Origin of the sequence: Kitasatospora sp. NBC_01250 (assembly GCF_036226465.1) — a bacterium.
GTDB lineage: Bacteria > Actinomycetota > Actinomycetes > Streptomycetales > Streptomycetaceae > Kitasatospora.
Map to the genome: position 1 here is coordinate 3,092,988 of NZ_CP108476.1, position 24,936 is coordinate 3,117,923.

The window sequence follows — 24,936 nt, forward strand, 5'->3', positions numbered from 1 at the left end:
CAGTGCTGTTCCTCACAGGTTGATCTGGTCGGCGGTGGTCTCGGCGATCGCCGGGGAGCAGGTCATGCCGCGCCCGCCGGGCCCGGTGACCAGCCAGACGCCGTCGCGCACCTGCTGGCGGTGGACCACCCGGGTGGTGTCGGTGCACTGCGCGTACACCCCGGCCCAGCGGCGGCGGATCCGCGGCAGCGGGCGGCCCAGCAGCTCCTCGGCCACGGTGGTCAGGTGCTCGTACGGCTCCTCGACCACGTCGAAGTTGAACGGGTGCTCGTACTCGTGGGTGTCGCCGATGGTCAGGCCGCCGTCCTTGCGCTGCACCACCAGCAGCTGCATCTTGTGCTCGGCGGCCACCGGCGGCTGCGGCTGCGCCTGCTGCAGGCCGCTGAGCGCGCTGCCCGTGTAGGCGGGGTAGTAGCGGAAGCTGTCCGCGTCGGCGACGGCCGTGGTCAGCTCCTCGCCCAGCGGGTCGGTCTGCATCATCTGCAGCCGGACCCGGCGCACCGGCAGGTCGGGGACCAGCTCGCGGACCAGGCCGCCGAGCCAGGCGCCGGTGCACAGCACCACGACGTCGCCGGTGTGCACCTGACCGTGGTCGTCGCGGACCGCGTTCTCGCCGATCACCTCGCGCACCTCGCGCCCGGGCAAGAAGGTGTAGCGGCCGCTGGCCAGCAGCGCCTCGCGCAGCGCGGGCTGCGCGGTGCGCGGCTCCACGGCGCCGTCGCGCTCGCAGTGCAGCGCGCCCAGCAGCTTGCCGCGCAGCGCGGGGTTGAGCGCCCGCGTCCGGGCCTCGTCGAGCAGCCGGTAGCCGCGCTGCTCGGCATCGGGCAGGGTCAGCGCCTGCTCGGCGACGGCCAGCTCGGCCTCGGTGCGGACCACGGTGAGCGAGCCGGCCGGACGGAAGCCGAGCGCCGGCACCCGCTCGCCGATCCGCTCCCACAGCTCGCGGGCGCGCAGCGCGGTCGCCAGCTCCTCGCCACCGGCGCGGCCACCGACCCACACCAGGCCGAAGTTGCGTACCGAGGCGCCACGGGCCTCGGCTTCACGCTCGATGTGGACCACCTCATGGCCGCGCTCGACGGCCTGCCAGGCGTGCATGGTGCCGAGTACGCCTGCTCCAACGACTATGACTCTCATGGCGTCCAGCCTGCGTGGCCCAGGTGGCCGCGAGGTGGCCGACTCGCCACGAGAGAGCGAATAGTTATCAAGTTGTACAGCCAACCCAGGCCCAAACCGGGAGAAGTTGTACAGCCAACTTCACAATCGCCGGGCCACACCCCCTCAGTCGGCGGTCACCCGGCCGCCTTCCCGCACCACTCTCGCCCGCAGGTAGTTGCGCCGCCCGAAGTGCGGCTCGTCCACCGCCGTCAGCTCCTCCACCTGGAACCGGTAGAGCGCCGCCGCCCCGCCCCCGGCCAGGAACTGCGCCCGCACCTGCGGATCCTGCGCGAAGCTCGGGTACCGCCCCTGGTACGCCGCCAGCGCCGCCTCGGCCTGGTGCCCCCAGGCCTCGCCCGCCCGCCCGGCCAGCTGCACCCCGCGCAGCTGCTCGCCGAAGACCGGCGGCGGCAGGAAGACCGTGGCCGCCGCCCGCGCCTGCTCCGACAGGTGCAGGCTGTGCCGGGTCGAGCGCTCGCTGACGAAATAGAGCACCAGGTCGTCGTCGAACGCGTAGAAGGCGAGGTTGGCGTGCGGGCCGTGCTCGGGCCCCGCGGTGGCCAGGGTCAGCACCATGGATTCGGCCAGCAGGCCTTCCACGCCCTTGCGGAGTTCCTCGGCGGGCCAGTCGCCCTGGATGTTGTCGAGCCGGTACGGCATGCGCGTCCCCTTCGACCGACCAGTGGGACCGGCACAGGGGGCGTCGGCCCGGGGTCTCATGCTGCTCCCGCGGCCCCGGCCGCACAAGGGTGCGGATCACCGCCGCGGGCCGGGCGGCACCGCACCCGTACGAAGGAGCCGGGCCCGGGCGCCCGTGCGCCCGAACCCGGCTCCTGTCATCAAGGGGAACGCCCTACGCGCCGGCCCCCAGCACCGGCCCCAGCGCCCCGCCCCGCAGCTTGTCCACCAGTGGCGCCGCCCGCCGGGCGACCGGTGCCAGCGCGAGCGCGGCCACCGTGCCGACCAGCGCGCCCACCACCACGTCGTGCGGGTAGTGCACGCCCACCCAGACCCGGGAGGCCGCCATCAGCGCGGCGAAGACCAGCGCGATCCAGCCCAGCCGGCGGAACGCGAACCAGAGCGCGACGGCCGCGGCGAACGCGATCACCGAGTGGTTGCTCGGGAACGACCAGTCGCCGGGCGCCGGGCAGGTCTCCAGCGTCACGGTGCTGGGCAGCTGCTGGCACGGCCGGACCTCGTCCACCATGCTCTTGAGCACCGAGTTGACCAGGTAGGCCACGATCACGATGAGCGGCGAGGCGAGCACCCGGGCCATCACCACCGAGTCCGCCCGCCGGGCCTGCCACCAGCCCCAGACCATGAAGACCGCGAAGAGGCCGAGCCCCAGCGCCGACCAGGTCTTGATCACCTGGTCGAGCCAGTGCGGCGCGTGCGCCGCCCAGCCGGTCACGGTGCTGTAGAAACCGCCGTCGATGGTGCTGCCGTCGTAGGCGAGCAGGGTCGCCGCCATCAGACGTCACCCCGCTCACGGGGGCTGGCGGCCCTGCGGGCCTCGCGGCGGGCACGGAGCAATTCGAGCGCAATCGGGATCACAGAGACAACTACTACCAGACCGATGATCGGCAGGAGGTACGTGTCGATACTGGGCACCGAGGACCCGAGACCGTAGCCGGCCAGCACCACGCCCACGCTCCACACCGTGCCGCCGACCACCTGCCACAGCGTGAAGGTCCGCACCGGCACCTCCAGCACGCCCGCGAGCGGGTTGAGCACGGTGCGCACCACGGGGATGAACCGGGCCAGCACGATCGCCTTGCCGTGGCCGTAGCTGTTCAGCAGCTCCTCGGCCCGCGCGACCCCCTTGTGCAGCGCCTTGGCCCGGGAGCGGGCGAGCAGCGTCCGGCCGCCGCGGCGGCCGATCAGGTAGCCCACCTGGGCGCCGGCCAGCGCGCCGACGAGTGCGGCCACCACCACCTGCCAGAGCACCAGGTGCGGCCCGCTGTGGCTGCCGGAGACGCAGAGCAGCCCGGCGGTGAAGAGCAGCGAGTCGCCGGGCAGGAAGAACCCGACCAGCAGGCCGGTCTCCGCGAAGAGCACCACGGCGATGCCGAGCGCACCGAAGGCGGCGAGCAGCGATGAGGCGTCGAGCACATTCACCGCTTGCAGGGTGGAGGCAGAAAGCACGTTCGGCGGACCTCTCATACTGGTCGAGGCGGTCCTGCGGAACGCGCCCCGACCGTCTACAGTGACGTAGACGGTCTACACGACTGTAGACGATGACTGGAGGTCACGTCGATATGCCCGAAGTGCCCGCCGCCCGCCGCTCCTCCGGGGAACTCGAAGCCCAGGTCCTCGCGGCCCTCTGGGCCGCCGACCGGCCCCTGACCCCGCACGACGTGCAGGCTGCCCTCGGCGGTGAGCTCGCCCGCACCACGATCGCCACGATCCTGGCCCGGCTGCACGAGAAGGGCACCGTCGGCCGCACCCGGGCCGGGCGCGCCTACGCCTACACGCCGACCGTCCAGGACCCGGCCGGCCTGGCCGCCCGCCGGATGCGCACCGAGCTGGACCGCGAGCAGGACCGCTCCACGGTGCTGGCCCGCTTCGTCTCCGACCTCTCCGCCGACGACGAGCGGCTGCTGCGCGAGCTCCTCGGCGACGGGCACGGCGACGCCGTGCCGGGCGACGGCGGCGGGCAGGCCCTGGGTGGTGTCCGGTGATCCTCGCGGTCTGGCTCCCCTTCCTGCTCCCCTTCGTCGTCCCCTTCCTCGCTGCCCCGGCCGCCCGCCGCCTGGCCGACGCGCTGGCGCCGCGCGCCGCCTCCTGGGTGCTGAGCGCCACCGGGGCCGTGCTGGCCGTCGCCAGCGCCGCCTCGCTCGGCCTGCTCGCGCTCGCGGGGCTGCTGCGGCTGCCGCCGGTCGCGGCCCTCGGCCACCTCTCGCTGCCCTGGCTCGACCGGGCCTCGCCCGCCGCCCTCTTCCTGGCCGCACCGGCGGCCCTCGCGCTGCTGGTGGCCGGCGGACTGACCCTGCGCACCGCGCACCGCCAGTACACCGACCTGCACCGGGCCCGCACCGCCCTCGGCGAGCACCCCGACGCCGCGGCCTCCGCCGACCCGCACGCACCCGCCCCCTCGCACGCACCCGCCGGCCCGCTCTCCCTGGCCGCGCTGCGCGCGCTGCTCAGCCCCGCCGCGCACCACCCCCTCACCGTCCTCACCGACGACCGCGCCGACGCCTACGCGCTGCCCGGCCGGCTCGGCCGACCGGGCCGGATCGTGGTCACCACCGGCATGCTGCGCGCGCTGACCGGCCCCGAGCGGGCCGCGCTGCTCGCCCACGAGCGAGCGCACCTGCACGGCCGCCACCACCTGCTGCTGGCCGCCGCCGAGTACGCCGCCGTGCTCCACCCGGCGCTCGGCCAGCTGCGCGCGCCGCTCGGCTTCCACCTGGAGCGCTGGGCCGACGAGTCCGCCGCCGCGGCGGTCGGCGACCGCGCGGTGACCGCCCGGGCGGTGGGCCGCGCCGCCCTGGCCGCCGCCCGCAGCCCGCGCCCGGCACGCCCCCTGCTGGCCCCGGCCGCCGCCGCGGGGCCGGTCCCCCGCCGGGTCGCCGCCCTGCTCGCCCCGCCCGCACCCGCGCGCCCGCGCCGCCGCGCGCGCACCGGCACCCGCCGCCTGGCGACCGCCGGCCTGCTGCTCGGCTGCTGCCTCGCGGTCAGCACGGCCGCCACCATGACGGCCACCCACGACCTGCACCGCACCGTCGAGCGCGCCCAGCAGCAGGACGCGCAGACCCCGGACACCGAAGCCGGCAGCGGATCCCGCTAGCCCTCACCCGGACCTCACCCGGACCTCACCCGGCCCCCGCCCGGACCTCCCGCTGGTCCGGGCCGGGCGCGCCAGCGTCCTTCGCTCCCCCGCGCCACCCTGTCCGCTCCCCCGCGCCACCCCACCCCCACCCGGACCGCGCCCGAGGGGGCGTCAACCCGGCCTGCTCGTGCGAGGATCGCTCGACCGACCGGCTCCCGGCACCCGTACGCTGTGGGCGACAGGGCTTGCCCGGCCCTGCTCCGGCCGAGTTGGGACCGGACATGCGGCGAGGGGAGCCACCATGCGGGACACGGCACACCGGGACACGTCGCACGCCGACGCGGCCCACCTGGGCCGATCCGACGAGTTCGCCCTCCGCTCCCCGGCCGAGCAGGCCAGAACGCACGAGCAGGCCGTGCTGGGCGAGATCCCCCGCCAGGCCCCGCGCCCCGAGATCGGCGACTCCTGGGAGCGCCTGCGCCGCCTCGGCCTGGACCCCGATCGCGGCCGGGACCCGGAGCACCTGGGCACCGCCGAGATCGAGCACCGCCGCCGGGCCAGCGGCCTGGACGCCGTGATGCCCACGCTGCGCGGCACGCTCCTCGACCCGGTCACCGACCTGCCGCTGATCCTCGCCGTCGCCGACGCCCAGGGCACCCTGCTCTGGCACGAGGGACCACGTCAACTGCGCCGCAGCGGTGACCTGATCGGCTTCATGACCGGTGGCCGCTGGGACGAGGAGGCGGTCGGCACCAACGGGATCGGCACGGTGGCGCGCACCGGGCGCCCGCTGCGCGTGCACTCCACCGAGCACTACGTGCGCAACCAGCACGCCTGGACCTGCGTCGGCGCCCCCGTCCGCGACCCGCGCACCGGCCGGGTGGCCGGCGTGGTCGACCTCAGCGGACCGGCCCGCGGTGTCCACCCGCAGCTGCTCGCGCTCGCCGTGACCGCCGCCCGGCTGGCCGAGACCGAGCTGCGCGCCGCCCAGTTGGAGTCGCTGCACCGGCTGCGCACGGTGGCGGCACCGGTGCTGGCCCAGGCCGCCGGGCCGGCCCTGGTGGTCGACCGGGACGGCTGGACGGCCGCCGCCGCCGGCCTGCCGCCGGTCAACCGGCTGCGGCTGCCCGCCGAGGGCTGGGCCTCCGCGCCGATCCACTGGCTGCCCTCGCTCGGCGAGTGCGCGGTCGAACCGCTGGCCGACGGCTGGTTGGTCCGCCCGCTCACCAGCTCACCGCAGGCCGTCTCCGAACAGGCCGTGGGGGCCCGGCTGGTGCTCGACCTGAGCAACACCGCCCGCCCGGAGGTCTCGGTGCGCGGCGGCGTCGGCAGCTGGTCGCACGCGCTCAGCCCGCGGCACGCCGAGCTGCTCCTGCTGCTGGCCACCCACCAGAGCGGCCGCACGGCGGCCCAGTTGGCCGAAGGGCTGTTCGGCGACCCGTCCCGGGTGGTCACCGTCCGGGCCGAACTCTCCCGGCTGCGCCGCTACCTGGGCGGCCTGCTGGAGCACCGGCCGTACCGGTTCGCCGAGTCGGTGCAGGTGGAGGTGGTCCACCCGGCCGACTCCTACCAGCTGTTGCCCGCCTCCTCGGCGCCCGGCATCCGCCGCCTGCGCGCGGTGCTGGACAGCGGTTCGGCGCTACTGCCCGGCTGCCGGATCGCCAGCCAGGGCGGACCGGAGGGCGGCATGACGGGCAGTCAGGTGCCGAGCCCCAGACGGCCGGCCGGCGCCCTCGAACGCAGCGCACTCGAATCCGGCGCACTCGAAGAGGCCGGCGCCCTGAAACCCGGCACCCGACCGGGCCGATGAGGCCGACCGGGCAGCGGACCGGGCCGATCGGCGGCGCGAGCCGTCAGCAGTCCCCGAACAGGAACGCCGTCAACTGCTCGTCCGTCGGGGCGCAGTCCGGCTCGGCGCCCTCGGGCACCTCGGCGTACGTGCGCTCCAGCCAGTCCCGCACCCGGGGTGCGGAGGCCTCCAGCAGCGCGCTGCCGTAGGGGGATTCCAGCGCCAGGTGCAGGGTCGCGCCGTGGCAGGGGCAGTGCGCGGGCCACAGCCGCACGTCGCCCTGACCGGTCAGACCGATCAGGCCGTCGCGCAGCAGCTCGCGGGAGAAGACCCAGTCGACCTCGTCGGGGCGGCCCAGGTGGAAGGTGACCAGCACCTCGTAGGGCCGCGCGGGCTCGTAGCGGAACCGGGTGGGGACGGTGCCCACCTTGTCCCGGCCCAGCGCGATGCGCAGGGTGAGGATCTCCTCCACCGGCGAGGCCGGACGGAACGGCAGCTGCTGCCGGGCTGCTTGGGTGGCGGGGTAGGTGGCTTGGTACGGGGCTCCGCCGCTGGCGGACAGTGGATCGCGCGGCATGGCTGTTTCTCCGGGGCGAGGCGGGACCGGCCCAGCCTGCTCCGCCGCCGTCGCGCGCCGCAAAGGTTGCAGGGGGTTGCAACGCACCGCCGTTCGGGCCGGCTCCGGCGCCCCGCCCGCCGTGCGTCCACCGACCGTCCGACGGTACGTCAACTTCCTGTGCATCAGGTCCCACCACACGCCGTGAGCCCGTTAACGGGCAGCTGACACCGGGTACCCGAACTGGTGGGACCGGTCCCGTCACTCACCGCCGCCGCGCTGGTACTCTCGTCACTCCGCCGATCCGGCTGGCCTGCACGGGGGGTGGCGGCCACCGACGGCGGACGAGTGCCCTGACAGTCCCTACGGACGGCCGGGGCCGGTCGGTTCAGCACGGCGTACCGATGGCGGTTCGGCAGGGCCGTACCGACGGACAGCGAGACCTGGAGCGGGGCAGCGTCAGTCGGCCGGGGAGGCCGGCTGGGGAGGAGAGGAGTCCGGTGACGCACCGGGAAGGCACCCCCGCGGCGGCGCGGCACACCGACGAGCACCCGCCGCTGCCACACGGTCGGCACAGCCGGCCCAAGCCGCTGGGCGGGCAGTTGCGACTGCCCGCGATCAGGGTCTCCGGCGCCGCGATGGCGATGTCCACCGTGGTCGGCATCAGCATCGCGACCACCTGGCTGGTCAGCAGTCAGCAGCGGATCGGCTACGGCGTGCGGATGTCCACCGTCGGCGCCACCCCCACCGGTACCGGCACGCCCGAGCCGGCGGCCGTGCCGCTCGCGGGCGGCGGAGCCGCCCCGGCCACCACCGGCCCGACCGGGGCCGCCCCGACCGGTACCGGCCCGACCGGCGCCCGGCTGACCGGTACCGGCACCGTGGTCGGCGGACCGGGCAGCCGCCCCGTCGCCGGGCCCACGACCGGCGCCACCGGCCCGACGGCCGGCCCGACCACCGCGCTGCCGCTGAGCGGAGTCAACGCGGGAGCCACCACCGGGAGCAGCACCGGAAGTACCGGATCCACCACCGGAGCCGCTCCGGGCGCCGGGCCGACCGGCCCCGCGCCGGTCGCGGGCGCCCCGATCGCTCCGGCGTACTCGCCCTCGCCCACGCCCTCCGTGGCGAGCGCCAGCCCCTTGAACGCTCCCGTCAGCCCGGGCGCCACCCCCGCCGCCGGGGCACTCGGCCAGCAGACTCAGCAGCCCCAGCAGCCTCAGGCCCAGGCCCAGGCCCAGCAGGCCCAGGCCTCGCCCAGTCCGACGCCGTCCGCCGGCGCGCCGCACGGCACCCGCCCGAACGTCACCACCACCGGCGGCGACGCGGCCGACCAGCCCCTGCCCCCGGTCACCGTGCCGCCCGCGCGCACGCCTCCCGCGCCGCTGACGCCGACCTCCCCCGCGCGCCCGCTGATCCCGGCGCCGCGCCCCGCCCCGGACCCGACGGCCACCGACGGCGCGTCCGCTCCCGGCACGGACGCCCCCGACAGCAGCACCCCCGCCGAGGACGCCCCCGCCCTCACCGGCCAGGGCAGCACCACCACCCTCCCCGGCGGCGGCCGGGCCCGCACCGTGACCCTCACCGTCGCCGAGGAGCTCACCGCCACCGAGGTCGAACTGCGCCTGGACCGCGCCGACGCGGGCCCCGGCGCGCTGGCCTGGAGCACCCTCCCCGGCGCCCGGGTGACGCTGCTGGCGCGCGGCTCCGCCGTGATCTACCGCTTCGCCCCGCCGCCCGGCGCGGACGTCGCCCCGGGCACCTACACCTTCACCGTCCAGGGCGCCCCCGCCACCGCTGCCACCACCGCCGTCGGCCGTCTGGTCGCCGGCGGCTGGACGGCCTCCGGCTTCGCCCTGGACGACCCCCGCGCGGTGGCCGCCCTCGGTGCCTTCGGCCCGAGCGCCCCGAGCGCCCCGGCCGCCCCGAGCGCCAAGCCCACCCCGGCCACCGCCCCGGGCGCCCCGTCGGCCACCCTCGCCGGCACCCCAGCGCCCCTGCCCCGCACCCTCGTCGGCGCCTCTCCCGGCCGCTGACCCCACCCCGACCTCCCCTTGGCTAGGCTGGCCCTGCACCGGCGCACCGGGGCGCATCGAGCGCTCGCAGCACGCACCCCTCGCGCCGGGCAGCGGGACGTTCCGTCCGTCCCGTCGCGTTCGCCCAGTTGAGGAGGATCACGTGGCCACGGCCCTGTCCCAAGGCGCGAACGCGCCGCTGACCGCCGTCCGGGTACGCATCGAGGTGACCGCCCGTCAGCGCCTGGACGTGTCGGGCCTGCTGATCACCAAGACCGGCAAGGTCCGTTCGGACGCGGACCTGGTCTTCTACAACGCCCCGCGCGGTCCGGGCGTCACCCACAACCCGGCCGGCGGCTCGCAGGCCGACGCGATCACCGTGGACACCTGGGCGGTGCCCTCGGACGTCGCCACCGTCGTGATCACCGCCAGCCTGGACGGGCAGGGCGCCACCTTCGCGGGCATCGAGCCGACCGCCACCGTGCTGGACGCCGACACCGGCCGCGTCCTGGCCACCTTCACCCCGCCCCGCCTGGGCCGCGAGACCGCCCTGGTGCTGGTCGAGGTCTACCGGCGCGGCGCGGAGTGGAAGATCCGCGCGGTCGGCCAGGGCTACGCCAACGGACTGGCCGGGATCGCCTCCGACTTCGGCGTCTCGATCGACGAGGTGGCCGGCCCCGCGACGGCCGCCGCTCCCCCGGTGCCCGAGTACGCCCCGCCGACCCCGCCGCCGCCCTCCTCCCCCGCGCACGTCCCGCCGATGCCCGCCTACACGCCCGCCCCCGCCGCCGCCCCGCGCGTCACCCTGGACAAGGGCCGGGTCTCGCTGGTCAAGGGCGGCTCCGTCTCCCTGGTCAAGGGCGGCCACGCGCTGCTCAGTTCGGTCCGGATGGCGCTCGGCTGGCAGCCCGCCCGCCGCGGCCGCAACATCGACCTGGACGCCTCCTGCATCGCCTTCGACGCCCGGCGCGAGCGGCTGGAGACGGTCTGGTTCATGAAGCTCAACGTCTTCAACGGCGCGATCCAGCACACCGGCGACAACCTCACCGGCGGCGGCACCGGCGACGACGAGGCCATCGACGTCCACCTCGACGGCCTGCCGCCCGAGGTCGTCGGCCTGGCCTTCGTGGTCAACTCCTTCTCCGGCCAGCGCTTCACCGACGTCCGCGACGCCTACTGCCGCCTGCTCGACGCCACCACCGGCGAGGAGCTGGTCCGCTTCGACCTGACCAACGCCGAACCCCACACCGGCGTCGTCATGTGCAAGCTGGTCCGCCAGCTCTCCGGCGAGTGGGTGATGACCGCCCTCGGCGAGTACGTGGACGCCAAGACCGCCCGCGGCATGGTCAAACCCGCCGCCGCCCTGCTCTGACGGCCCGCTCCGCCGCCCCGCTCCGCTCGCGCGCTCAGTCGAAGTGCACCAGGCCCGGCCAGAGTTGGGCCCAGCTGCCGTGCGGCTGGCGGCAGACGTAGAGGGCGGCGTGCTTCGAAGTCTCCTCGTCGTGCACCCCGTTCATCCGGATCGGGGCGACCTCGGTGACCTCGTCCCACGAGCGGTGGAGCTGGGCGGGCCCGAACTCGCCCACGCACAGGGCGACATCCGGGCGCCCGGCCGGCGGGCCCCACAGGGCGTAGGTGTTCTGCGCGGTGACCACCGGCTGCCGCAGGCCCTGCGCCGGGCCGAGGATCGTCAGGGCGCCCGCCTCGCCGTAGTTGCTGGTGAAGATCGGGGTGCCGGGCGGCAGCGCGGCGGCGGCCTGCCGCACCTGCGCGACGAACCCCGGCCACCCGTACGTCTCGACCAGCGTCGGGTTCACCGCCCGGATGGCATTGGCCGCGCTCACCGGCAGCACCGGCAGCCCGATCAGCAGCGCGACCAGGGCGCACGCCCCGATCGGCCACGCCCAGCCGCCTCTCCCCCAGGCCCGCGGCTGCAGCTGCCCCGCCGACTCCATCCGCACCGCCCCCGCCGCGAACAGCCCGGCCAGGACGGGGGCCGGGTAGTACGCCTTCCCGCCGCTCGCGGTGAACACCACCACGGCCACCGCCGCGACCACCAGCACCCACCGGTGCGCCCGGCCGGCCGGCGAGGCCAGCCAGCGCACCCCGAACACCCAGAGCATGATCATCGGTGGCCCGGCCAACAGCAGGGCGAGCACCGGAAGCTGGGCCAGCGAGCCGAGTTGACCACCCTGCCCGGCGGCGAGCGACCGGGCCATCCGCAGGTTCGGCCAGCCGTGCCCGGCGTCCCAGAGCACGTTCGGCGCGGCCAGCGCGAGCGTCACAACCCCGGCGAGCCACGGCCCTGCGGTGCGCAGCGCCTCGCGCCGCAGCAGCGCCAGGCCGACCAGGATGCCGAGCAGCAGCACGGCCACGGTGTCCTTGTTCTCCAGCCCGATGCCCGCCATCGCACCGGCCGCCAGCCAGGCCCCGGCCGTCCGCAGCCGCAGGGCCCGCGCGACCAGCACCAGCACGGCCACCCACACCACCTGGTCCAGCACGGTCGTGCCGAACAGCAGCGAGGAGGCCACGTACGCCGGGCAGGCTGCGATCGCCGCCGCGGTGAGGGTCTGCGCACGCCGCCCGCCGCCGAACTCGGCCGCCAGCACGGGCGCGAGCAGCACGCAGCCGACCTGCGTGGCGATCGCCAGCACCCGCAGTGGCAGCACGCCGCCGGGCAGGGCGGCGGCGCCTGCGGCGAGCAGCGGGGCCAGCGGCGGCTGGTCGGCGTAACCCCAGTCCGGGTGCCGGCCGCAGATCACGTAGGAGAACTCGTCGCGGTGCCAGCCGTAGCGGGCGGCGACCGCCAGGTGCACCAGCGCGACGGCCAACGCGATCAGCCCCACAGGGCGCCACGCCAGCCGCTCGCGGCCGGGTATCGCAGGGTCGGTGGGGTCTAAAGCACGGTCAACGGTCTCGGTCATGACTCTCCCCCGGTGGTCGGAAACGCGGCGACAAGCAGGTGGCGCACGGTGCGGCGGCAGTCGTCGTCGGCCAGCATCCGCGAGTCCGGGTCGCCGTGGCGGTGCATCGCGAACCAGGCGACCGTCTCGACGATGAACCGGGCGGCGACCGGCACATCGGGCACCGGCCGCAGCAGACCGGCCTCGATCCGGGTGGCCAGGAACGCACCGATCAGCTCGATCGTCGAACGCCGCCACTGCACGAAGTACCACTGCGCCAGCTCGGGCAGCTCCTCGGCACAGCGCTCGACCAACTGCAGCGCCACCCGGTTCCGCTCGACGAACGTGTACAACTCGTCGACCAGCGCCTCGACTTCCGCCGCCGCCGACAGCCGCCCGGACGACTCGGACGGCCCGGACGCGGCCTCGGTCAGCAGCGCCAGCCCGCTCCGGTCGCCCGCCCAGCTCTCGACCAGCGCGATGATCTCCCCGGCACTCGGACTGGGCACCGGCACCGCCATCCCGCCCACCGCCCCCGGCTGCAGCACCCGCGTCAGCGCCAGGTGGAACAGCGCCTGCTTGCTCTTCGCATACGTGTAGACGGCGCCATGGCTGAGCCCGAGCGCAGCAGCCACGTCCGAGATCCCCGCAGGCCGGAACCCCCGCTCCAGGAACACGGCGACCGCCGCATCGGCGATCTCCTCCAACGGCCGCATCGGCATCCGTCCACGCATGGGAGTCACCATAGACTGACCGAGTCAGTCAATCAACGGGTCGGAGCCAGCTACGAAACGGCCCTGCCCTACCACTTCTGCCACCAAGGGGTGGTCTCCGCAACCGGCCCGCCCTCATGGACCGTCAGGCCCGCTCCAGCTCCTGCTGCGCCCAGGAAAGCATGGAGGCGAGTTCGATGGCCGCCGCGCGCCGAGCGCGGACGTCCTCGGAGGTGCCGACGATGCGCTCCAGCTCATGCTGGCGGTCGGCCTTGCCCGGGTGCCTCTCGATGCACACCCACACGGCCCAGCGGTGCAGGAAGACGTGCATGGGCACGACGCTCTCGGTCTGGATCGCCTCTTCCCACGCGGCCCGAAACTCCTGCTCGAACAGGGCTCCGGACGGCGCGTGCAGACGGTTCACCGCCGCTCGGAGTGCCGCCTCGGTGGTCAGAACGGACATCATTCCTCCTGGCCTCTCACTTGCCCTTCTCCAACAACTCCGGCCGCCCCATGCCCGCCCCCTTCAACGCCCATCGGACTCGCTCCGGCCCGCCCCGCCGCTCTGCTAGCCTGGGCCCTCCGCAGGACCCGGACCGACCCAGGAGGTGAGACCCATTACCGCTGTCGCAGGCTGGGTGCTCTCCCCGCACGGTCCGTCGGCCTGATCGAGGCCCTCCAGACGGTCGCGAGAGCCCCTTCGGTTTGTCCCGAAAGGCGTCTCACCGCTCTCATGTCGCTCTCCCGTTCCACTGCCGCCTCCGCCCCGCTGCCCTACGCCGTCATCGTCACCACGCTGCGCGCCGCCGGCTGCGTCTTCGCCGAGGACGAGGCCGAGCTGATCCTCCAAACCGCCACCACCGCCGAACAGCTCGCCGCCATGGTCGAGCAGCGCGTCCAGGGCCTCCCGCTGGAGCACGTGCTCGGCTGGGCCTCCTTCCACGGGCTGCGGATCAGCGTCGGGCCCGGCGTCTTCGTGCCCCGTCGCCGCACCGAGTTCCTGGTCGACGTCGCCACCACCTTCACCTCGCCCGGCGCCCTGGTGGTCGACCTGTGCTGCGGCGCGGGCGCCCTCGGCGCGGCGCTCGCGGCGGCGGTCGCGGCGGCGGACCCGGCGGCGGTCGGAGGCACCGACCTGCACGCCGTCGACCTGCACGCCACCGACATCGACCCCGCCGCCGTGGCCAGCGCCCGCCGCAACATCCCGCCTGCGGTCGGCGCCGTCTACCAGGGCGACCTCTTCGACCCGCTGCCCACCGCGCTGCGCGGCCGGATCGACACCCTGCTCGCCAACGTCCCCTACGTACCGACCGACGCGATCGAGCTGCTCCCCGCCGAGGCCCGGGTGCACGAGGCCCGCGTCGCGCTGGACGGCGGCGCGGACGGCCTGGACGTGCTGCGCCGGGTCGCGGCGGCAGCGCCGCAGTGGCTGGCGCCGGGCGGCCACCTGCTCTTCGAGACCAGTGAACGCCAAGTCCCGCACGCCGTCGACGTCGTGACCCGTGCCGGGCTGCGCGCCGACGTCCGGACGGACGACGAGCTGGACGCCACCGTGGTGGTCGCCACCAACTGATCCGCCGTCAGCCGCCTTCGGTGGCAGCGTTGAGCATGGCCAGCCGCTCCCGCCAACCCACCTGACCGACACCCCGGCCCCCGGGCCTCTCCGCGGCCACCTCACTGCGACAGGCCCCGCACCGCTCCTCGCCACTCACCGGGCGGAACACCCGCTCGCAGCCGGAACAGCCCACCAGCTCCAGCACGGTGGGCTGTTCCGGCATCTTCTCGATCAGCCGGTACCGCAGCACCGCATACGGACTTTTCAGCTCCTGCGGCAGTCCGTCGCTGATCCCGTGCCGCAACGACGCCGAACTCACGCCCCTGAGCAGCCACTCCACGGCCAGCGGCAGCAGCCGCCGCACCTCGCGCCCGCCCAGCACGAGGCGCGGATCGGACTGCCGCAACGAGAGCAGCACCCGCTCGGCCTCCGCCTCGATCGCGGGGACCGGGAGGGGGGAAGTGTTCTCCTCCGTCAGTGTTACTCCTGAAGGGAGGGCGGTGCCGTCCGACGACGCTGCGGGCGGGCCGCCCCCTCGCCCTCCGGCACCCGGTCCGCCTCGCCGGTCGTCGTCCCGCCGCCCCTCCTCCCGTCGCTCGCCGTCCCGCCGATCGTCCTCCCGCCGCGTGTCCTCCCGGTCGAAGTGCGCGGCGAACATCCGTTCCGCATCACCGTCATCCACGGGGACGTTGGAGATCATCGACTCCGTCCGCACCTGCCCGCCCCGGCAGCGCCAGCGCGTGGAGTTCAGCAGACCGGCGCGCGCGAGCTGCTTGCGCGCCCGATCAGCGGTGATCCGTCCACCGCTCAGGCCGGCGGCCAGCTCGGTGACGGTGGTGGCGCGGGCCTTGGCGGGCGACAGGGCGAGGGCCCTTACCAGCAACCGGAAGGCGGTGTCTGACAGATCGTCATTCCAGATGTGGTCGTTCGAGATCTGGGTGAAGTCGCGCGTGGGCGCGATAACATGCCTAAGCATCTCCGCGGGTACTCCTGAGCATCTCCACGCGGCGATGAAGAGCCCGGACTGGTGCTGCTAACACCAACCGGGCTCGCCCCATCTCTGTGCAGGGGCAACCGCGCTTTTGCGGCCACGGTATCCACACACTCCGTGTCCGTCCAGCCACGTTCCGCAACTGATCACTCTTGCTGACTTGCCGTCAGATCCAGCTCGCACCAGAGCGTTTTCCCTGACGGCGGCCGTGCCACCGCCCCCCACCGGTCCACCAGCGCGTCCACCAGCAGCAGCCCGCGCCCGGCCTCCGCACCGTACTCCGGCGCCGTCGGAAGCTGGGGCATCCGCTCGCCGCGCGAATCGGAGACCTCGATCCGCAGCACCGTCGCCAGGCCGGGGCAGGGCCCGAGCAGCATGTGCAACTGGAAGTCCCGGCCGCAAATGTGACCGTGCGTCACGGCATTTGACGCCAGCTCGGACACGATCAGCGCGACGTCGTGATACAGCTCCTCGGCCTGACTCCAGCCCCAGGAAGTCAACTGTCGCCCGGCCGCGAGCCGGGCCTGCCAGGCCCCTCGTCTCGACGAGACGAACTGCCAACCGGCGCAGAGCGAGGTCAAGGACGATTGGGCAAGGGTGATTTCGGTCGTCATGTCACCGAGCGTGGCAACTGAAGCGTACGCTGACCAGAGTGAGATCCGGTACGGAGCGTACGGGTACCAGAGCAGAGTGTTGCCAGTCCGACCCTTCGACCGTTACCAGATGCGGGCACACAGCACACGGGTGGTGGTCGTGATGACGACAGCGGACCAGACAGCAACCCCAGAGCTCCCCGAGCAGCGACCGGACGCGCCGGACGACTCGGACGACAGCTCCGAGTTCTTCCGCGCGATCGGCAAACAGCTCAAACTCCTGCGCGAGCGCCAGGGATTGACGCAGCGGGAGGTCGCGCACATCTTGGGCTACAGCGAGGACCTGGTGTCGTCGCTGGAGCGCGGGCGGCGGGTGCCGCAGAAGGACTACATGCTCGCGGTCGACAAGCTCCTCAAGGCCGAGGGCATCATGGTGGTCACCCAAGAGGAGATCGACAAGGCCCAGCAGAAGGCGAAGATCCGGCATCCGGCCTGGTTCCGCGACTACGCACTGCTGGAGGCCCAGGCCATCGAGCGGCACCAGTACAGCACTCACGACATCCCGGGCCTACTCCAAACCGAGGAGCACGCGCGGGCCCTGTTCTCTGCGCGCAGACCGCTCCTCGCTGAAGCAACCATCGAGGAGCGGGTGTTGGCGCGCATGGCGCGCCAACAGATTCTGGAGGTCTGGCCGTTCTGTGACACAAGCTGGATCATCGAGGAGGCAGTGCTGCGCCGCCCCGTTGGCGGTCGAGAGGTACACCGCCACCAGCTCGAAAAGCTGCTCCACGTCAGCCGCAAGCGCAACGTGGAAATCCAGGTGATGCCGACCGAACGTCCCGAACATGCGGGCATGAGCGGCCCATTCGTCCTCCTCACCCCTAAGGGCAAGCCGCAGCTCGGCTACATCGAGGTCCAGAGCTTCAGCCATCTCACCAAAGATCCAGAGGAGGTCCGTATCCTGGCTGCACAGTACGGCAGCCTCAGGGCCCAGGCACTCACGCCGCTGGAGACCCAGGCTCTGATCGAGAAGATGCTGGGAGAACTATGAGCACCGCGGAACTCGCCTGGTTCAAGAGCAGCTACAGCAACGCCGAGGGTGGCGACTGCATCGAGATCGCCTGGACCAAGAGCACCCACAGCAGCGGCGAAGGTGGCAACTGCATCGAGGTAGCCGCCACCCCCACCTGCCCCCACGTCCACGTCCGCGACTCCAAGGACAAGGCCGGCCCCCACCTCACCTTCTCCCCGGCCACCTGGTCCGCCTTCCTCACCCTCGCCACCACCCTCTGACACCCCACCCGCGAAGTGCCCGCCATCCCGACCCGGCGGGCACTTCGCGTCCTATGGCAGCCACCACCCGGATCACCGTCACCCTGCCGACCGAACAGGTCGCCGAGCTGAAGAAGCTCATGGCCGACATCCCCAGCTACGTCACCGAGGCGGTCGCCCGGGAGATCGGACACCAGCGACTCGGCAACGAGCTTCGCTACCACGAAAGGCAGCACGGCGCGTTCACCGAGGAGGAACCGGCTGCCGTACACGCACATGCGAACTGACGGGACGGCAGCCCCAGCTGCCGTCCCGTCAGTCCCGTGGAGCCTGTCAGCGGTCGGCGCAGACCACGAAGACGCTGATGCCCACGCCGTCCGCACCGGGCTGGTGGCCGATGCCGATCCAGCCCCGGCCGTTGTCGGTCGGGAAGCTGCCGTTCAGCACCGAGTCGTCGCCCCGGGCCTCGGCGCCGCCGCCGATGGCCACCTTCTCACCGGGGCAGTTGACGACCCGCCGCTGGAAGTTGCCCACGTTCGCGTTGTCCAGCTTGACGATCTCGTAGCCCGCGATAGCCCGGGTCGAGGCCGGCTCACTCTTCTGCTGCGCCCCGGCCGCATCGGCGTTCGCCTGCACCGCCCAGCCCACACCCCCGGCCAGCGTCAGCGCCATCGCACACGCGCCCAGCACGAGCTTGCTCCGCATCATCAGCGTCTTCTCCTTCGCGAAACACGGCAGGCCCACGATCAGGACCGGCCCTCCACCTCCAGAATCGGCGCTCCACACCAACGACTTGAGCCAAACCCCCCATTAGATTGAACACGAAGCACCCCCGGCGCACCACCCAGCCACCAACCCCCGACCTTCGCCCCCAGCGCGAGCAGCCGCCCTGAAGCCGTCACATCCGACTCCCAGAGGCTGTCCCTCAGCACGCTCACACTGCACTGCCCCGCTCCTTCCTGGGTCGACCTGAGCGCTTCAGCCATGCGCAGCACAACCGACAGCCCGTTCGGCGCCGATCCGACCGCCGCGGAACTGATCACCGACCCGATACCGGTGGCCGCACCTGCCAGATGCGGGACGCTGCCCGCCGCTTCGCCACCCCGCAAAACGAGTTCAGCACGGAGGTACCGCCCTGCACATGAGCACCGCGCTCCTCCGACCCAAAAGTCGGCCAGCCCGACGTTGAGGCCACCACCGCACTCCGCGAGCCTGGAAGCACTGCGGCCTCGCACATCTCCACGGCGTCCCTACACGCTCTCCCTCCCTTGAAGGGCCCCAAGTGCCCTTTCCTGTAATGGAAAGCCGCTGCCCTTGACCCTGTATACGGTGAATCGGGAGTATCGGACGGAACAGCCGACTCGAATGAGGAGGGGGAGCCTTGGCGCTCACCAAACTGATCAGCGACTGCCGCGAAGGACCGTGCCCGACCCTGTGGCGCACCGAGGACGGCCGGTACATTGTCCAGGGCTACAAGGTGCTCGACGCCGAGCGCCTGTCACAACTCGGCCTGCCGGAGAACGAGACGGCCGTCGAGGTGACGGCCGAGCTGCTGGAGGGATACTTCGGTGCTTCTCACGGGTGACGACTTCAACGACCTGTTCCGGACCTTCGCCTCCTCCGCTTTCAAGATGGAGACCCGGGACCGCTACGACGTCGCCGGAGAACGTGCCGAGTACCAGGCCTTCCTCGATGGCGCCGACATGCCCAAGGAGTGGGAGGACAGCCCCTGGGTGCGGTCGATGACCGGCGCGGGCAAGAGCCTGCGCCGAGTCCACATCCTCCGCTCGCCGCTGACCGACTACCTGCGCTTCGAGCTCGGCTGGGGCTACGTCGGGAACGCCCGGGCCGGCGAGGACATCAGGATCATCGACCTCGCCGAACTCAACGTCACCGGCCTCCCCGACCACGACTTCTGGCTCTTCGACGACTCCCGCGCCTACCGCATGCACTACAGCACCGACGACGAGTTCCTCGGCGCCGAACCCCTCCACCAGGACCTGCTCCCGCAATACCTCGCCTACCGCGACACCGCCTGGCGCCACGCGATCCCGTACGCCGACTACTGGCGGCAACCGGCTTGACCGCCCCCGACGGCCAGGAGCTGGGCAAAGCCCTGCGGGCACTTCGAACAGCATCGGGCGTTACCGGTGACTTCGTCGCCCGCAGGGCTTCCATGTCTCCGGGGAAGCTCAGCAAGATCGAGAACGGTCGGATCTTGCCGACCGTGACCGACGTCGAGCTCATCCTGACAGCGCTCGGTGTCTCCGAGTCCGCAAAGGCCGCGTTCCTGACCCAGGCGCGAGCCGCCGTCACGGAGGCAACCGTGTGGCGTGTCCTGCGCCGTCTGGGGCCGCCCAAGCACCAGCAGTCCATCATGGCGATCGAGGCTCGTACCACCGCACTCAAGGTGTTCCAGGGGCAGTTGATCCCCGGCCTGCTCCAGACCCCCGAATACATGTCAGCGGTCTTCTCCCTCATCCCAGGGCAGTCACCGGACTCCAGGGCGAGGACGGTGGCGGCCCGGACAGAGCGGCAGGCAGTCCTCTACGACCCCACCAAGTCGTTTCACTTTCTCATCTGTGAACACGTCCTGCGATGGCTCATCTGCGACCAGCTGGTCATGGCAACCCAACTGGATCGGCTGGTCTCATTCTCTCGCCTGCCCAACGTCCGCATCGGCATCCTCCCGCTCAGCCGCCGCATGCCCGACTTCCCGATGACCTGCTTCAGCTCATACGACGATCACATTGTGATCGTGGAGACGTTCCACTCCGAGGTCACCACAAGAGACCCCAAGGACCTTGATATATACGTCGAAACGTTCGACCGATTCTCCTCGGCAGCCGCCTACGGCGAAGAAATGCTGAGCCTGATCGAGCCCATCCGAGACGGATTCTTGCGGTAACAGGAAAGGGCCTCGAACCCCCTCGCCTCCGGCCCTACCGTGGTGACCCCGACGACCCGTCAGAATCCCCTGCCGGGCCCAACCGCACCACCGGAGGTACGACATGCCCGAGCCTGAAGGCGGCGGCCACGGGGGCAGCCCCGCGCCCACCCCGCCCATGCCCTGGCCGCCCACCCCCTCGCCCGACAGCGGCCCGCCGCCCGGCAACGGAGGCCACCGCAAGTGACTCTCCCCCTCTCCGAGGGAACGGACCGCCCCGGCCAGGAGCTGGGGCGGCTCCTCCTCAACACCGGTGCCATGTCACCCGATTGGGCGCCCGCCTTCGCCGCCGTCCCCCGCTCGCGCTTCGTCCCCGACCTGGCCTGGGCCTGGAACGAGGAGCAGGGCCGCAGCGTCGCCGTCGACCGGGCCAACGACCCGGACGGCTGGCTCGCCGCCGTGCATACCGACATCCCGCTCGTCACCCAGTGGGACGACGGCCACCACACCGGCCCCGAGCCCGGCCGACTCTCCACCAGCAGCACCAGCCAGCCCAGCCTGGTCATGTCGATGCTGCGCGATCTCGACGTACGCCCCGGCCTGAAAGTCCTGGAGGCCGGTGCCGGGACGGGCTGGAACGTCGGCCTGCTCGCCCAGCGCCTCGGCTCCCGACAGGTCGTCAGCATCGAGGTCGACCCCGCCATCGCCGCCCAGGCTCGAGCCAACCTCGCCACAGTCGGCCTCAGCCCGCACATCGTCACCGGCGACGGCGAGTCTGGCTGGCCCGCCGGTGCGCCGTACGACCGGGTCATCGCCACCTACGGCCTGCGCCGCATCCCTGGCAGCTGGCTTCAACAGACCAGGCCCGGCGGCATCATCCTCGCGCCCTGGGGCACCCACTACAGCCAGCGCGACGCCGTCGTGAGACTGACCGTCGCCGAGGACCACCACTCCGCCTCGGGCCGCTTCACCCAACTCGTCGGCTTCATGAAGGCCCGCGACCAACGCACCCCCTACCCCGAACACGCCACCCACGTAACCGAGTTCCCCGGCAACGCCGACACCACCCACCGGACCACTCGCACCGCCGCCGACCTCGGCGACTCCTGGGACGTGCAGTCCTTCGTGATCGGCCTCGCCGTCCCCGACATCACCCATGTCCTCGCGCAGGACGACGCCGGACGCTCCACCACCGCCTGGTTCTACTCGCTGACCGACAGCTCCTGGGCCGCCGTGACCTGGCCCACCGACGGACCACCGACCACGAGCACCGTCTACCAGGCCGGTCCCCGCCGCCTCTGGCGGGCCGTCGAACGCACCCTCGACTGGTGGGACGAGCACGACCGCCCTGCCATCCACCGCTTCGGCCTGACCGTCAGCGACGGCCACCACACCCCCTGGCTCGACACCCCCGACCACCCCGTGCCCCGCCACGGCCACGTGGACGAGCAGCCGTGACAACAGCTCCACACCCGCGGCCCCGACGAGCCCTGCAGCTACGCCTCCGACGCCCCAGAAGTCCGCCGGCCCGACGTTGAGGCCACCACCGGAAGCAGATAGCCGCTCCGAATCGCCCACACGCGCAGCCACGCTCTGGGACGATTCCACGACAGCGAGGGGAGCGGCTGTGAGCCGACGACTGCGGTACATCAGCTTCGATGAGTTCGACGGCATGTTCGAGAGCTTCCAGCACGCGGCCTTCCGCTTGGAGACCCGCCGCCGGTACCGCTCCGACGAACACACGGAGACCTACCACCGGTTCGCCGCCGGGCGGGAAGCCGACTGGGACTTGGACGACCCCTGGTGCCGTTCGCGCCGCGAGCAGGTGGCCATGGGCAAGCGCTTCGAACGGGTCCGGATCACGGACAACCCGCCCACCCCCGGGCAGCGCTATCTGCTCGACAACGCCAAGCGCAACAGTGCCGTCGGCGAGGACATCCGGTACCTCTGGCGCGCTGATGCCGACCGCCTGAGCCTTCCGGGCGAGGACACCTGGCTGTTCGACTCACGCGTGATCGCCCTGCTGCACTTCGACGCCGACGACGATCTGACCGGTGTGGAGCTGCTCACCGACCCGGTGCCGGTGGCCCGCGCCTGCCAGGTACGCGACGCTGCCTGGCACTTCGCCACCCCGCACCACGGGTTCAGCGCGAAAGTACCGTCCGCCACCTGAGCGCCGATGTCCGATGCCCCAGAAGTCCGCCGATCCGACGTCCCATCCAGCCAGATCTGGAGATGCCGATGCACATCTCGCGTGACGACTTCGAAAAGCTGTTCTCCGACTTCCAGCGCGAAGCATTCCGCCTGGAGACCCTGGACGACTACAACGGCTCCTCGAACCCCGAGAGCCTCCGCGCCTTCTTCGCTGCCGAACCCCAACCGGCCGACTACAACCAAGCCTGGGCCGACGAGGTCCGCGCCAACACCCGCGCCGGCAAACGCATGTACCGCGTCCACATCCTCCGCCGCCCGCTGACGCCCTACCTCCGGTTCGAACTCGGCTGGGGCTACGTCAAGAACAGCACGGCCGGTGAGGAGTTCTTCATCCTCGACACGACCGAGCAGCCCAACCCACTCGAAGGCGTACCGGACTTCTGGGCCTTCGACGAGACCGCTGTGGTCACCATGTCCTACACCCCCTCCGGCTCGTTCAAGGGCGCCGACCTGCAACCATCCGCCCATGATTGGCTGACGCATCGCGACACCGCCCTCCAGCACGCGGTGCCCTTCGCCGAGTGGTGGGAGCGGTACGGAGAGGAGACCCCCTGTGTTCCTGGACGGTGACCAGTGGCAAGCCAGGTGTCGCGATTTCCGCTCGGAGGCCTGGTGGCTCGAAACCCTGCCCGTCTACCGGGTTCCGCAGGAGGAAGCGGAGATCCGGGACTTCCTCGCCGGCCACCGCATCGACCCACACACCTACTCCTCCGACTACACCGAACACCTGAAGCAAGTCCGCCGCGACGGCAGGGCCAAGGGCCGGGTGCACATCGTCACCCGACCGCTCTCCGACTACCTCCGTTACGAGTTCATGTACTACCTCCCCCACCTGTGGGCCGGGGACGACATCCGCATCCTGGACGTGACCGACCGCGAGAACCCGCTGGCCGGAGTCCAGGACTTCTGGATGTTCGACCGGGCGGAGATCGTCCTCATGCACTACGCCGCCGACGGCACCCAGCTCAGCCGCGAGCTGCACAACGGTGACCCCGAGCAGTACCGGGAGTACCAGCGCATCGCGATCACCGCCTCCGTCCCCTTCGAGGAGTACGTGCATGCTGCTCACGGGTGACGACTTCAACGACCTGTTCCAGACCTTCACCTCCTCCGCCTTCAAGATGGAGACCCGGGACCGCTACGACGTCGCCGGCGAACGTGCCGAGTCCGATCCCACCACCGGAAGGTACGACATGCCCGAGACCGAAGGCGGCGGCCACGGGGGCAACCCCGCGCTCATCACCCCATCCTGACCTGCCCGGATGCTCCCGCCCCCGGCGATCGAAACGAGTCGACGGGACGTGCCGCACTCTGCGCGGTTCGCCGCAGGGAGCCCGGTGGCAGGAGTCCGACCCCGACGGTGTAAGAAGTGGATCAGTAACTTCCGGAGGGGATGTTCATGCGAACTACACGCGACAGAAGGCCCGCAGCGCTCAGACGCGCCGCCGCCGCCGTCCTGCTCGGGGCGACCGCACTCGCGACCGCCGCACCCGCGGCCGTGGCTGCGCCGGCGGCGGCCACCACGATGCTCGCGACCGGCTCCACCTCGGCAGGCCAGTCGCTTCTGCAGTCGGGTCAGTCCCTGCAGCCGGGCCAGAGCCTGGTGAACGGTGAGATGACCCTCGTCATGCAGGACGACGGCAACCTCGTGCTCTACCTGGTCGGCCCCTACGGCAACCAAGGCCCGGCGCTCTGGAATTCCGGCACCTACGGCAACCCCGGGGCCTACGCGGTGATGCAGGCCGACGGCAACTTCGTCGTCTACCGCCAGGGCCGCAGCGACCCGGACGGCGCTCTCTGGTCCTCCGGGACCTGGGGCAACCCGGGCAACACCGTCGGGATCGCCAACGGCACGCTCAGCGTCGGGGGCATCAGCGGTATCCACTGGCAGGGCTACTCGAACACCCTCTACGGTGGCACAGTGACCGGCATGATGTCGTCCAAGACCTATGCCGAGTCGGCGTCGGTCTGGCTGGTCATGCAGGCCGACGGCAACCTGGTGCTCTACCGCAAGCGCGACGGCGCGGTGCTGTGGGCCAGCGGCACCTGGAACCACCCCGGCGCCTTCGCCGTGATCAGCGGCGGCCGACTGACCGTCAGCACCGGGGGCGGGGACCTCTGGTCCAGCCAGAGCGGGGACCTGCGCGAGTCCTCCTACCTCAAGGTGCAGGACGACGCCAACGTCGTCGTCTACCTCCAGGGCCGCAGCGACCCGGGCGGCGCCATCTGGTCCACCGGGACCTGGGGCCGCGGCTGATCCGCCGCCCACCCGGCGGACGGGCGCGGCCCTGCGACACCTCCCGTGTCGCGGCCGCGCCCGGTTCCCGGTCCACGCGATCCCGTACGCCGACTACTGGCAGCCCCCGGCCTGCCCCACGTCGAACAGGTGGTGCTCGCACCCGCCCAGCAGCTCGGCGAAGCTGGGCACGCTCGACCGCATGGCACGCCTCCCTCCCGTCAACCGGTACTCTCCACAGCCTAGTTGGCCCCCCGCATGTTTGCCGCCCCCGATCGCGGCTACACG

Annotated in this window: 30 protein-coding genes; 19 read left to right on the forward strand and 11 right to left on the reverse strand. The window is 72.4% G+C overall.

Annotated features, from left to right (window positions below):
- Positions 1 to 12: 12 nt before the first annotated feature.
- From OG500_RS12430 to OG500_RS12445, 4 genes are all read right to left on the reverse strand, one after another.
- Positions 13 to 1,134, reverse strand: coding sequence for a TIGR03364 family FAD-dependent oxidoreductase (locus OG500_RS12430; RefSeq protein WP_327066630.1), 1,122 nt, complete (start codon positions 1,132 to 1,134; stop codon positions 13 to 15).
- Between the two features lie 144 nt (positions 1,135 to 1,278).
- Positions 1,279 to 1,815, reverse strand: a complete 537-nt coding sequence (locus tag OG500_RS12435; protein ID WP_327066631.1) for a pyridoxamine 5'-phosphate oxidase family protein — start codon at positions 1,813 to 1,815, stop codon at positions 1,279 to 1,281.
- A gap of 193 nt (positions 1,816 to 2,008) precedes the next feature.
- On the reverse strand, positions 2,009 to 2,626 hold the full coding sequence (locus OG500_RS12440; protein WP_327066632.1) for a phosphatase PAP2 family protein: 618 nt from the start codon (positions 2,624 to 2,626) through the stop codon (positions 2,009 to 2,011).
- Positions 2,626 to 3,318 (reverse strand): DedA family protein, encoded by a 693-nt coding sequence (locus OG500_RS12445; protein WP_327066633.1) that lies wholly within the window; start codon positions 3,316 to 3,318, stop codon positions 2,626 to 2,628. The genes OG500_RS12440 and OG500_RS12445 overlap by 1 nt, the downstream gene beginning before the upstream one ends.
- A 95-nt stretch (positions 3,319 to 3,413) precedes the next feature.
- On the opposite strand from OG500_RS12445, the gene OG500_RS12450 reads away from it, so the two are divergent.
- The 3 genes from OG500_RS12450 to OG500_RS12460 all read left to right on the forward strand — a co-directional run bounded on the left by OG500_RS12450 (position 3,414) and on the right by OG500_RS12460 (position 6,737).
- Positions 3,414 to 3,836 carry a BlaI/MecI/CopY family transcriptional regulator gene (locus tag OG500_RS12450; protein ID WP_327066634.1) on the forward strand — a complete coding sequence of 141 codons (423 nt, stop codon included), beginning with the start codon at positions 3,414 to 3,416 and terminating at the stop codon, positions 3,834 to 3,836.
- On the forward strand, positions 3,833 to 4,945 hold the full coding sequence (locus OG500_RS12455; RefSeq protein ID WP_329579759.1) for a M48 family metalloprotease: 1,113 nt from the start codon (positions 3,833 to 3,835) through the stop codon (positions 4,943 to 4,945). Before OG500_RS12450 ends, OG500_RS12455 begins: the two co-directional genes overlap by 4 nt.
- Before the next feature lie 283 nt (positions 4,946 to 5,228).
- Positions 5,229 to 6,737 (forward strand): helix-turn-helix domain-containing protein, encoded by a 1,509-nt coding sequence (locus OG500_RS12460; RefSeq protein WP_327066636.1) that lies wholly within the window; start codon positions 5,229 to 5,231, stop codon positions 6,735 to 6,737.
- Between the two features lie 43 nt (positions 6,738 to 6,780).
- Here the strand turns inward: OG500_RS12460 and OG500_RS12465 are convergent, their stop codons facing one another.
- Positions 6,781 to 7,293, reverse strand: a complete 513-nt coding sequence (locus tag OG500_RS12465; RefSeq protein WP_327066637.1) for an SsgA family sporulation/cell division regulator — start codon at positions 7,291 to 7,293, stop codon at positions 6,781 to 6,783.
- Positions 7,294 to 7,772: 479 nt separating this feature from the next.
- On the opposite strand from OG500_RS12465, the gene OG500_RS12470 reads away from it, so the two are divergent.
- Entirely contained in the window at positions 7,773 to 9,305 is a 1,533-nt protein-coding gene (locus OG500_RS12470; protein WP_329579762.1) for a hypothetical protein, read from the forward strand.
- 154 nt (positions 9,306 to 9,459) lie between these two features.
- Complete coding sequence (locus tag OG500_RS12475; protein ID WP_327071526.1) at positions 9,460 to 10,656, forward strand: TerD family protein; 1,197 nt, start codon at positions 9,460 to 9,462, stop codon at positions 10,654 to 10,656.
- Positions 10,657 to 10,690: 34 nt separating this feature from the next.
- Here OG500_RS12475 and OG500_RS12480 read toward each other — a convergent pair whose 3' ends face one another.
- The 3 genes from OG500_RS12480 to OG500_RS12490 all read right to left on the reverse strand — a co-directional run bounded on the left by OG500_RS12480 (position 10,691) and on the right by OG500_RS12490 (position 13,363).
- Positions 10,691 to 12,208, reverse strand: coding sequence for a glycosyltransferase family 39 protein (locus OG500_RS12480; RefSeq protein ID WP_329579764.1), 1,518 nt, complete (start codon positions 12,206 to 12,208; stop codon positions 10,691 to 10,693).
- Positions 12,205 to 12,921 (reverse strand): TetR/AcrR family transcriptional regulator, encoded by a 717-nt coding sequence (locus OG500_RS12485; RefSeq protein ID WP_329579767.1) that lies wholly within the window; start codon positions 12,919 to 12,921, stop codon positions 12,205 to 12,207. Before OG500_RS12485 ends, OG500_RS12480 begins: the two co-directional genes overlap by 4 nt.
- Positions 12,922 to 13,045: 124 nt before the next feature.
- Positions 13,046 to 13,363, reverse strand: a complete 318-nt coding sequence (locus OG500_RS12490) for a DUF6247 family protein (protein WP_327066641.1) — start codon at positions 13,361 to 13,363, stop codon at positions 13,046 to 13,048.
- Between the two features lie 270 nt (positions 13,364 to 13,633).
- On the opposite strand from OG500_RS12490, the gene OG500_RS12495 reads away from it, so the two are divergent.
- Positions 13,634 to 14,473, forward strand: a complete 840-nt coding sequence (locus OG500_RS12495) for a putative protein N(5)-glutamine methyltransferase (protein WP_329579770.1) — start codon at positions 13,634 to 13,636, stop codon at positions 14,471 to 14,473.
- A 7-nt stretch (positions 14,474 to 14,480) separates the two neighbouring features.
- On the opposite strand, the gene OG500_RS12500 is transcribed toward OG500_RS12495, so the two are convergent.
- Together OG500_RS12500 and OG500_RS12505 are read right to left on the reverse strand one after the other, a co-directional pair.
- Positions 14,481 to 15,431 (reverse strand): hypothetical protein, encoded by a 951-nt coding sequence (locus OG500_RS12500; RefSeq protein ID WP_329579773.1) that lies wholly within the window; start codon positions 15,429 to 15,431, stop codon positions 14,481 to 14,483.
- A gap of 161 nt (positions 15,432 to 15,592) precedes the next feature.
- Positions 15,593 to 16,060, reverse strand: a complete 468-nt coding sequence (locus OG500_RS12505) for an ATP-binding protein (protein ID WP_329579775.1) — start codon at positions 16,058 to 16,060, stop codon at positions 15,593 to 15,595.
- 109 nt (positions 16,061 to 16,169) lie between these two features.
- Between OG500_RS12505 and OG500_RS12510 the strand changes: the two genes are divergently transcribed.
- The 3 genes from OG500_RS12510 to OG500_RS12520 are packed head-to-tail and all read left to right on the forward strand — an operon-like array spanning position 16,170 to position 17,598.
- Positions 16,170 to 17,090 (forward strand): helix-turn-helix domain-containing protein, encoded by a 921-nt coding sequence (locus tag OG500_RS12510; protein ID WP_442789148.1) that lies wholly within the window; start codon positions 16,170 to 16,172, stop codon positions 17,088 to 17,090.
- On the forward strand, positions 17,087 to 17,332 hold the full coding sequence (locus OG500_RS12515) for a DUF397 domain-containing protein (protein ID WP_329579778.1): 246 nt from the start codon (positions 17,087 to 17,089) through the stop codon (positions 17,330 to 17,332). The genes OG500_RS12510 and OG500_RS12515 overlap by 4 nt, the downstream gene beginning before the upstream one ends.
- 53 nt (positions 17,333 to 17,385) lie before the next feature.
- A complete protein-coding gene (locus tag OG500_RS12520; RefSeq protein ID WP_329579783.1) occupies positions 17,386 to 17,598 on the forward strand; it encodes a hypothetical protein in 213 nt (70 codons plus the stop codon).
- A gap of 46 nt (positions 17,599 to 17,644) precedes the next feature.
- Here the strand turns inward: OG500_RS12520 and OG500_RS12525 are convergent, their stop codons facing one another.
- Positions 17,645 to 18,019, reverse strand: coding sequence for a hypothetical protein (locus OG500_RS12525; protein WP_329579786.1), 375 nt, complete (start codon positions 18,017 to 18,019; stop codon positions 17,645 to 17,647).
- 673 nt (positions 18,020 to 18,692) lie between these two features.
- On the opposite strand from OG500_RS12525, the gene OG500_RS12530 reads away from it, so the two are divergent.
- The 10 genes from OG500_RS12530 (at position 18,693) to OG500_RS12575 (ending at position 24,669) form a co-directional block, all read left to right on the forward strand.
- A complete protein-coding gene (locus OG500_RS12530) occupies positions 18,693 to 18,896 on the forward strand; it encodes a hypothetical protein (RefSeq protein ID WP_327066647.1) in 204 nt (67 codons plus the stop codon).
- Positions 18,880 to 19,395 carry a DUF6879 family protein gene (locus tag OG500_RS12535; RefSeq protein WP_327066648.1) on the forward strand — a complete coding sequence of 172 codons (516 nt, stop codon included), beginning with the start codon at positions 18,880 to 18,882 and terminating at the stop codon, positions 19,393 to 19,395. Before OG500_RS12530 ends, OG500_RS12535 begins: the two co-directional genes overlap by 17 nt.
- Positions 19,392 to 20,219 carry a helix-turn-helix domain-containing protein gene (locus OG500_RS12540; RefSeq protein WP_327066649.1) on the forward strand — a complete coding sequence of 276 codons (828 nt, stop codon included), beginning with the start codon at positions 19,392 to 19,394 and terminating at the stop codon, positions 20,217 to 20,219. The genes OG500_RS12535 and OG500_RS12540 overlap by 4 nt, the downstream gene beginning before the upstream one ends.
- A gap of 103 nt (positions 20,220 to 20,322) precedes the next feature.
- A complete protein-coding gene (locus OG500_RS12545; protein ID WP_327066650.1) occupies positions 20,323 to 20,445 on the forward strand; it encodes a hypothetical protein in 123 nt (40 codons plus the stop codon).
- Positions 20,442 to 21,656 (forward strand): methyltransferase domain-containing protein, encoded by a 1,215-nt coding sequence (locus OG500_RS12550; protein WP_329579794.1) that lies wholly within the window; start codon positions 20,442 to 20,444, stop codon positions 21,654 to 21,656. Before OG500_RS12545 ends, OG500_RS12550 begins: the two co-directional genes overlap by 4 nt.
- Before the next feature lie 169 nt (positions 21,657 to 21,825).
- Positions 21,826 to 22,371 (forward strand): DUF6879 family protein, encoded by a 546-nt coding sequence (locus tag OG500_RS12555; protein ID WP_329579797.1) that lies wholly within the window; start codon positions 21,826 to 21,828, stop codon positions 22,369 to 22,371.
- 68 nt (positions 22,372 to 22,439) lie between these two features.
- Entirely contained in the window at positions 22,440 to 22,982 is a 543-nt protein-coding gene (locus OG500_RS12560) for a DUF6879 family protein (RefSeq protein WP_329579800.1), read from the forward strand.
- Entirely contained in the window at positions 22,966 to 23,487 is a 522-nt protein-coding gene (locus tag OG500_RS12565) for a DUF6879 family protein (protein WP_329579803.1), read from the forward strand. Before OG500_RS12560 ends, OG500_RS12565 begins: the two co-directional genes overlap by 17 nt.
- Complete coding sequence (locus OG500_RS12570; protein ID WP_329579806.1) at positions 23,471 to 23,665, forward strand: DUF6879 family protein; 195 nt, start codon at positions 23,471 to 23,473, stop codon at positions 23,663 to 23,665. Before OG500_RS12565 ends, OG500_RS12570 begins: the two co-directional genes overlap by 17 nt.
- Before the next feature lie 146 nt (positions 23,666 to 23,811).
- Positions 23,812 to 24,669 carry a hypothetical protein gene (locus OG500_RS12575; protein ID WP_329579810.1) on the forward strand — a complete coding sequence of 286 codons (858 nt, stop codon included), beginning with the start codon at positions 23,812 to 23,814 and terminating at the stop codon, positions 24,667 to 24,669.
- Positions 24,670 to 24,936: the final 267 nt, after the last annotated feature.

Bases quoted from the DNA above. Each gene is read 5' to 3' on its own strand.
- OG500_RS12430 (WP_327066630.1), bottom strand. From the start codon at position 1,134: ATGAGAGTCATAGTCGTTGGAGCAGGCGTACTCGGCACCATGCACGCC.
- OG500_RS12435 (WP_327066631.1), bottom strand. From the start codon at position 1,815: ATGCCGTACCGGCTCGACAACATCCAGGGCGACTGGCCCGCCGAGGAA.
- OG500_RS12440 (WP_327066632.1), bottom strand. From the start codon at position 2,626: ATGGCGGCGACCCTGCTCGCCTACGACGGCAGCACCATCGACGGCGGT.
- OG500_RS12445 (WP_327066633.1), bottom strand. From the start codon at position 3,318: ATGAGAGGTCCGCCGAACGTGCTTTCTGCCTCCACCCTGCAAGCGGTG.
- OG500_RS12450 (WP_327066634.1), top strand. From the start codon at position 3,414: ATGCCCGAAGTGCCCGCCGCCCGCCGCTCCTCCGGGGAACTCGAAGCC.
- OG500_RS12460 (WP_327066636.1), top strand. From the start codon at position 5,229: ATGCGGGACACGGCACACCGGGACACGTCGCACGCCGACGCGGCCCAC.
- OG500_RS12465 (WP_327066637.1), bottom strand. From the start codon at position 7,293: ATGCCGCGCGATCCACTGTCCGCCAGCGGCGGAGCCCCGTACCAAGCC.
- OG500_RS12480 (WP_329579764.1), bottom strand. From the start codon at position 12,208: ATGACCGAGACCGTTGACCGTGCTTTAGACCCCACCGACCCTGCGATA.
- OG500_RS12485 (WP_329579767.1), bottom strand. From the start codon at position 12,921: ATGCGTGGACGGATGCCGATGCGGCCGTTGGAGGAGATCGCCGATGCG.
- OG500_RS12490 (WP_327066641.1), bottom strand. From the start codon at position 13,363: ATGTCCGTTCTGACCACCGAGGCGGCACTCCGAGCGGCGGTGAACCGT.
- OG500_RS12495 (WP_329579770.1), top strand. From the start codon at position 13,634: ATGTCGCTCTCCCGTTCCACTGCCGCCTCCGCCCCGCTGCCCTACGCC.
- OG500_RS12500 (WP_329579773.1), bottom strand. From the start codon at position 15,431: ATGCTTAGGCATGTTATCGCGCCCACGCGCGACTTCACCCAGATCTCG.
- OG500_RS12505 (WP_329579775.1), bottom strand. From the start codon at position 16,060: ATGACGACCGAAATCACCCTTGCCCAATCGTCCTTGACCTCGCTCTGC.
- OG500_RS12510 (WP_442789148.1), top strand. From the start codon at position 16,170: ATGCGGGCACACAGCACACGGGTGGTGGTCGTGATGACGACAGCGGAC.
- OG500_RS12515 (WP_329579778.1), top strand. From the start codon at position 17,087: ATGAGCACCGCGGAACTCGCCTGGTTCAAGAGCAGCTACAGCAACGCC.
- OG500_RS12520 (WP_329579783.1), top strand. From the start codon at position 17,386: ATGGCAGCCACCACCCGGATCACCGTCACCCTGCCGACCGAACAGGTC.
- OG500_RS12525 (WP_329579786.1), bottom strand. From the start codon at position 18,019: ATGATGCGGAGCAAGCTCGTGCTGGGCGCGTGTGCGATGGCGCTGACG.
- OG500_RS12545 (WP_327066650.1), top strand. From the start codon at position 20,323: ATGCCCGAGCCTGAAGGCGGCGGCCACGGGGGCAGCCCCGCGCCCACC.
- OG500_RS12560 (WP_329579800.1), top strand. From the start codon at position 22,440: ATGCACATCTCGCGTGACGACTTCGAAAAGCTGTTCTCCGACTTCCAG.
- OG500_RS12570 (WP_329579806.1), top strand. From the start codon at position 23,471: ATGCTGCTCACGGGTGACGACTTCAACGACCTGTTCCAGACCTTCACC.
- OG500_RS12575 (WP_329579810.1), top strand. From the start codon at position 23,812: ATGCGAACTACACGCGACAGAAGGCCCGCAGCGCTCAGACGCGCCGCC.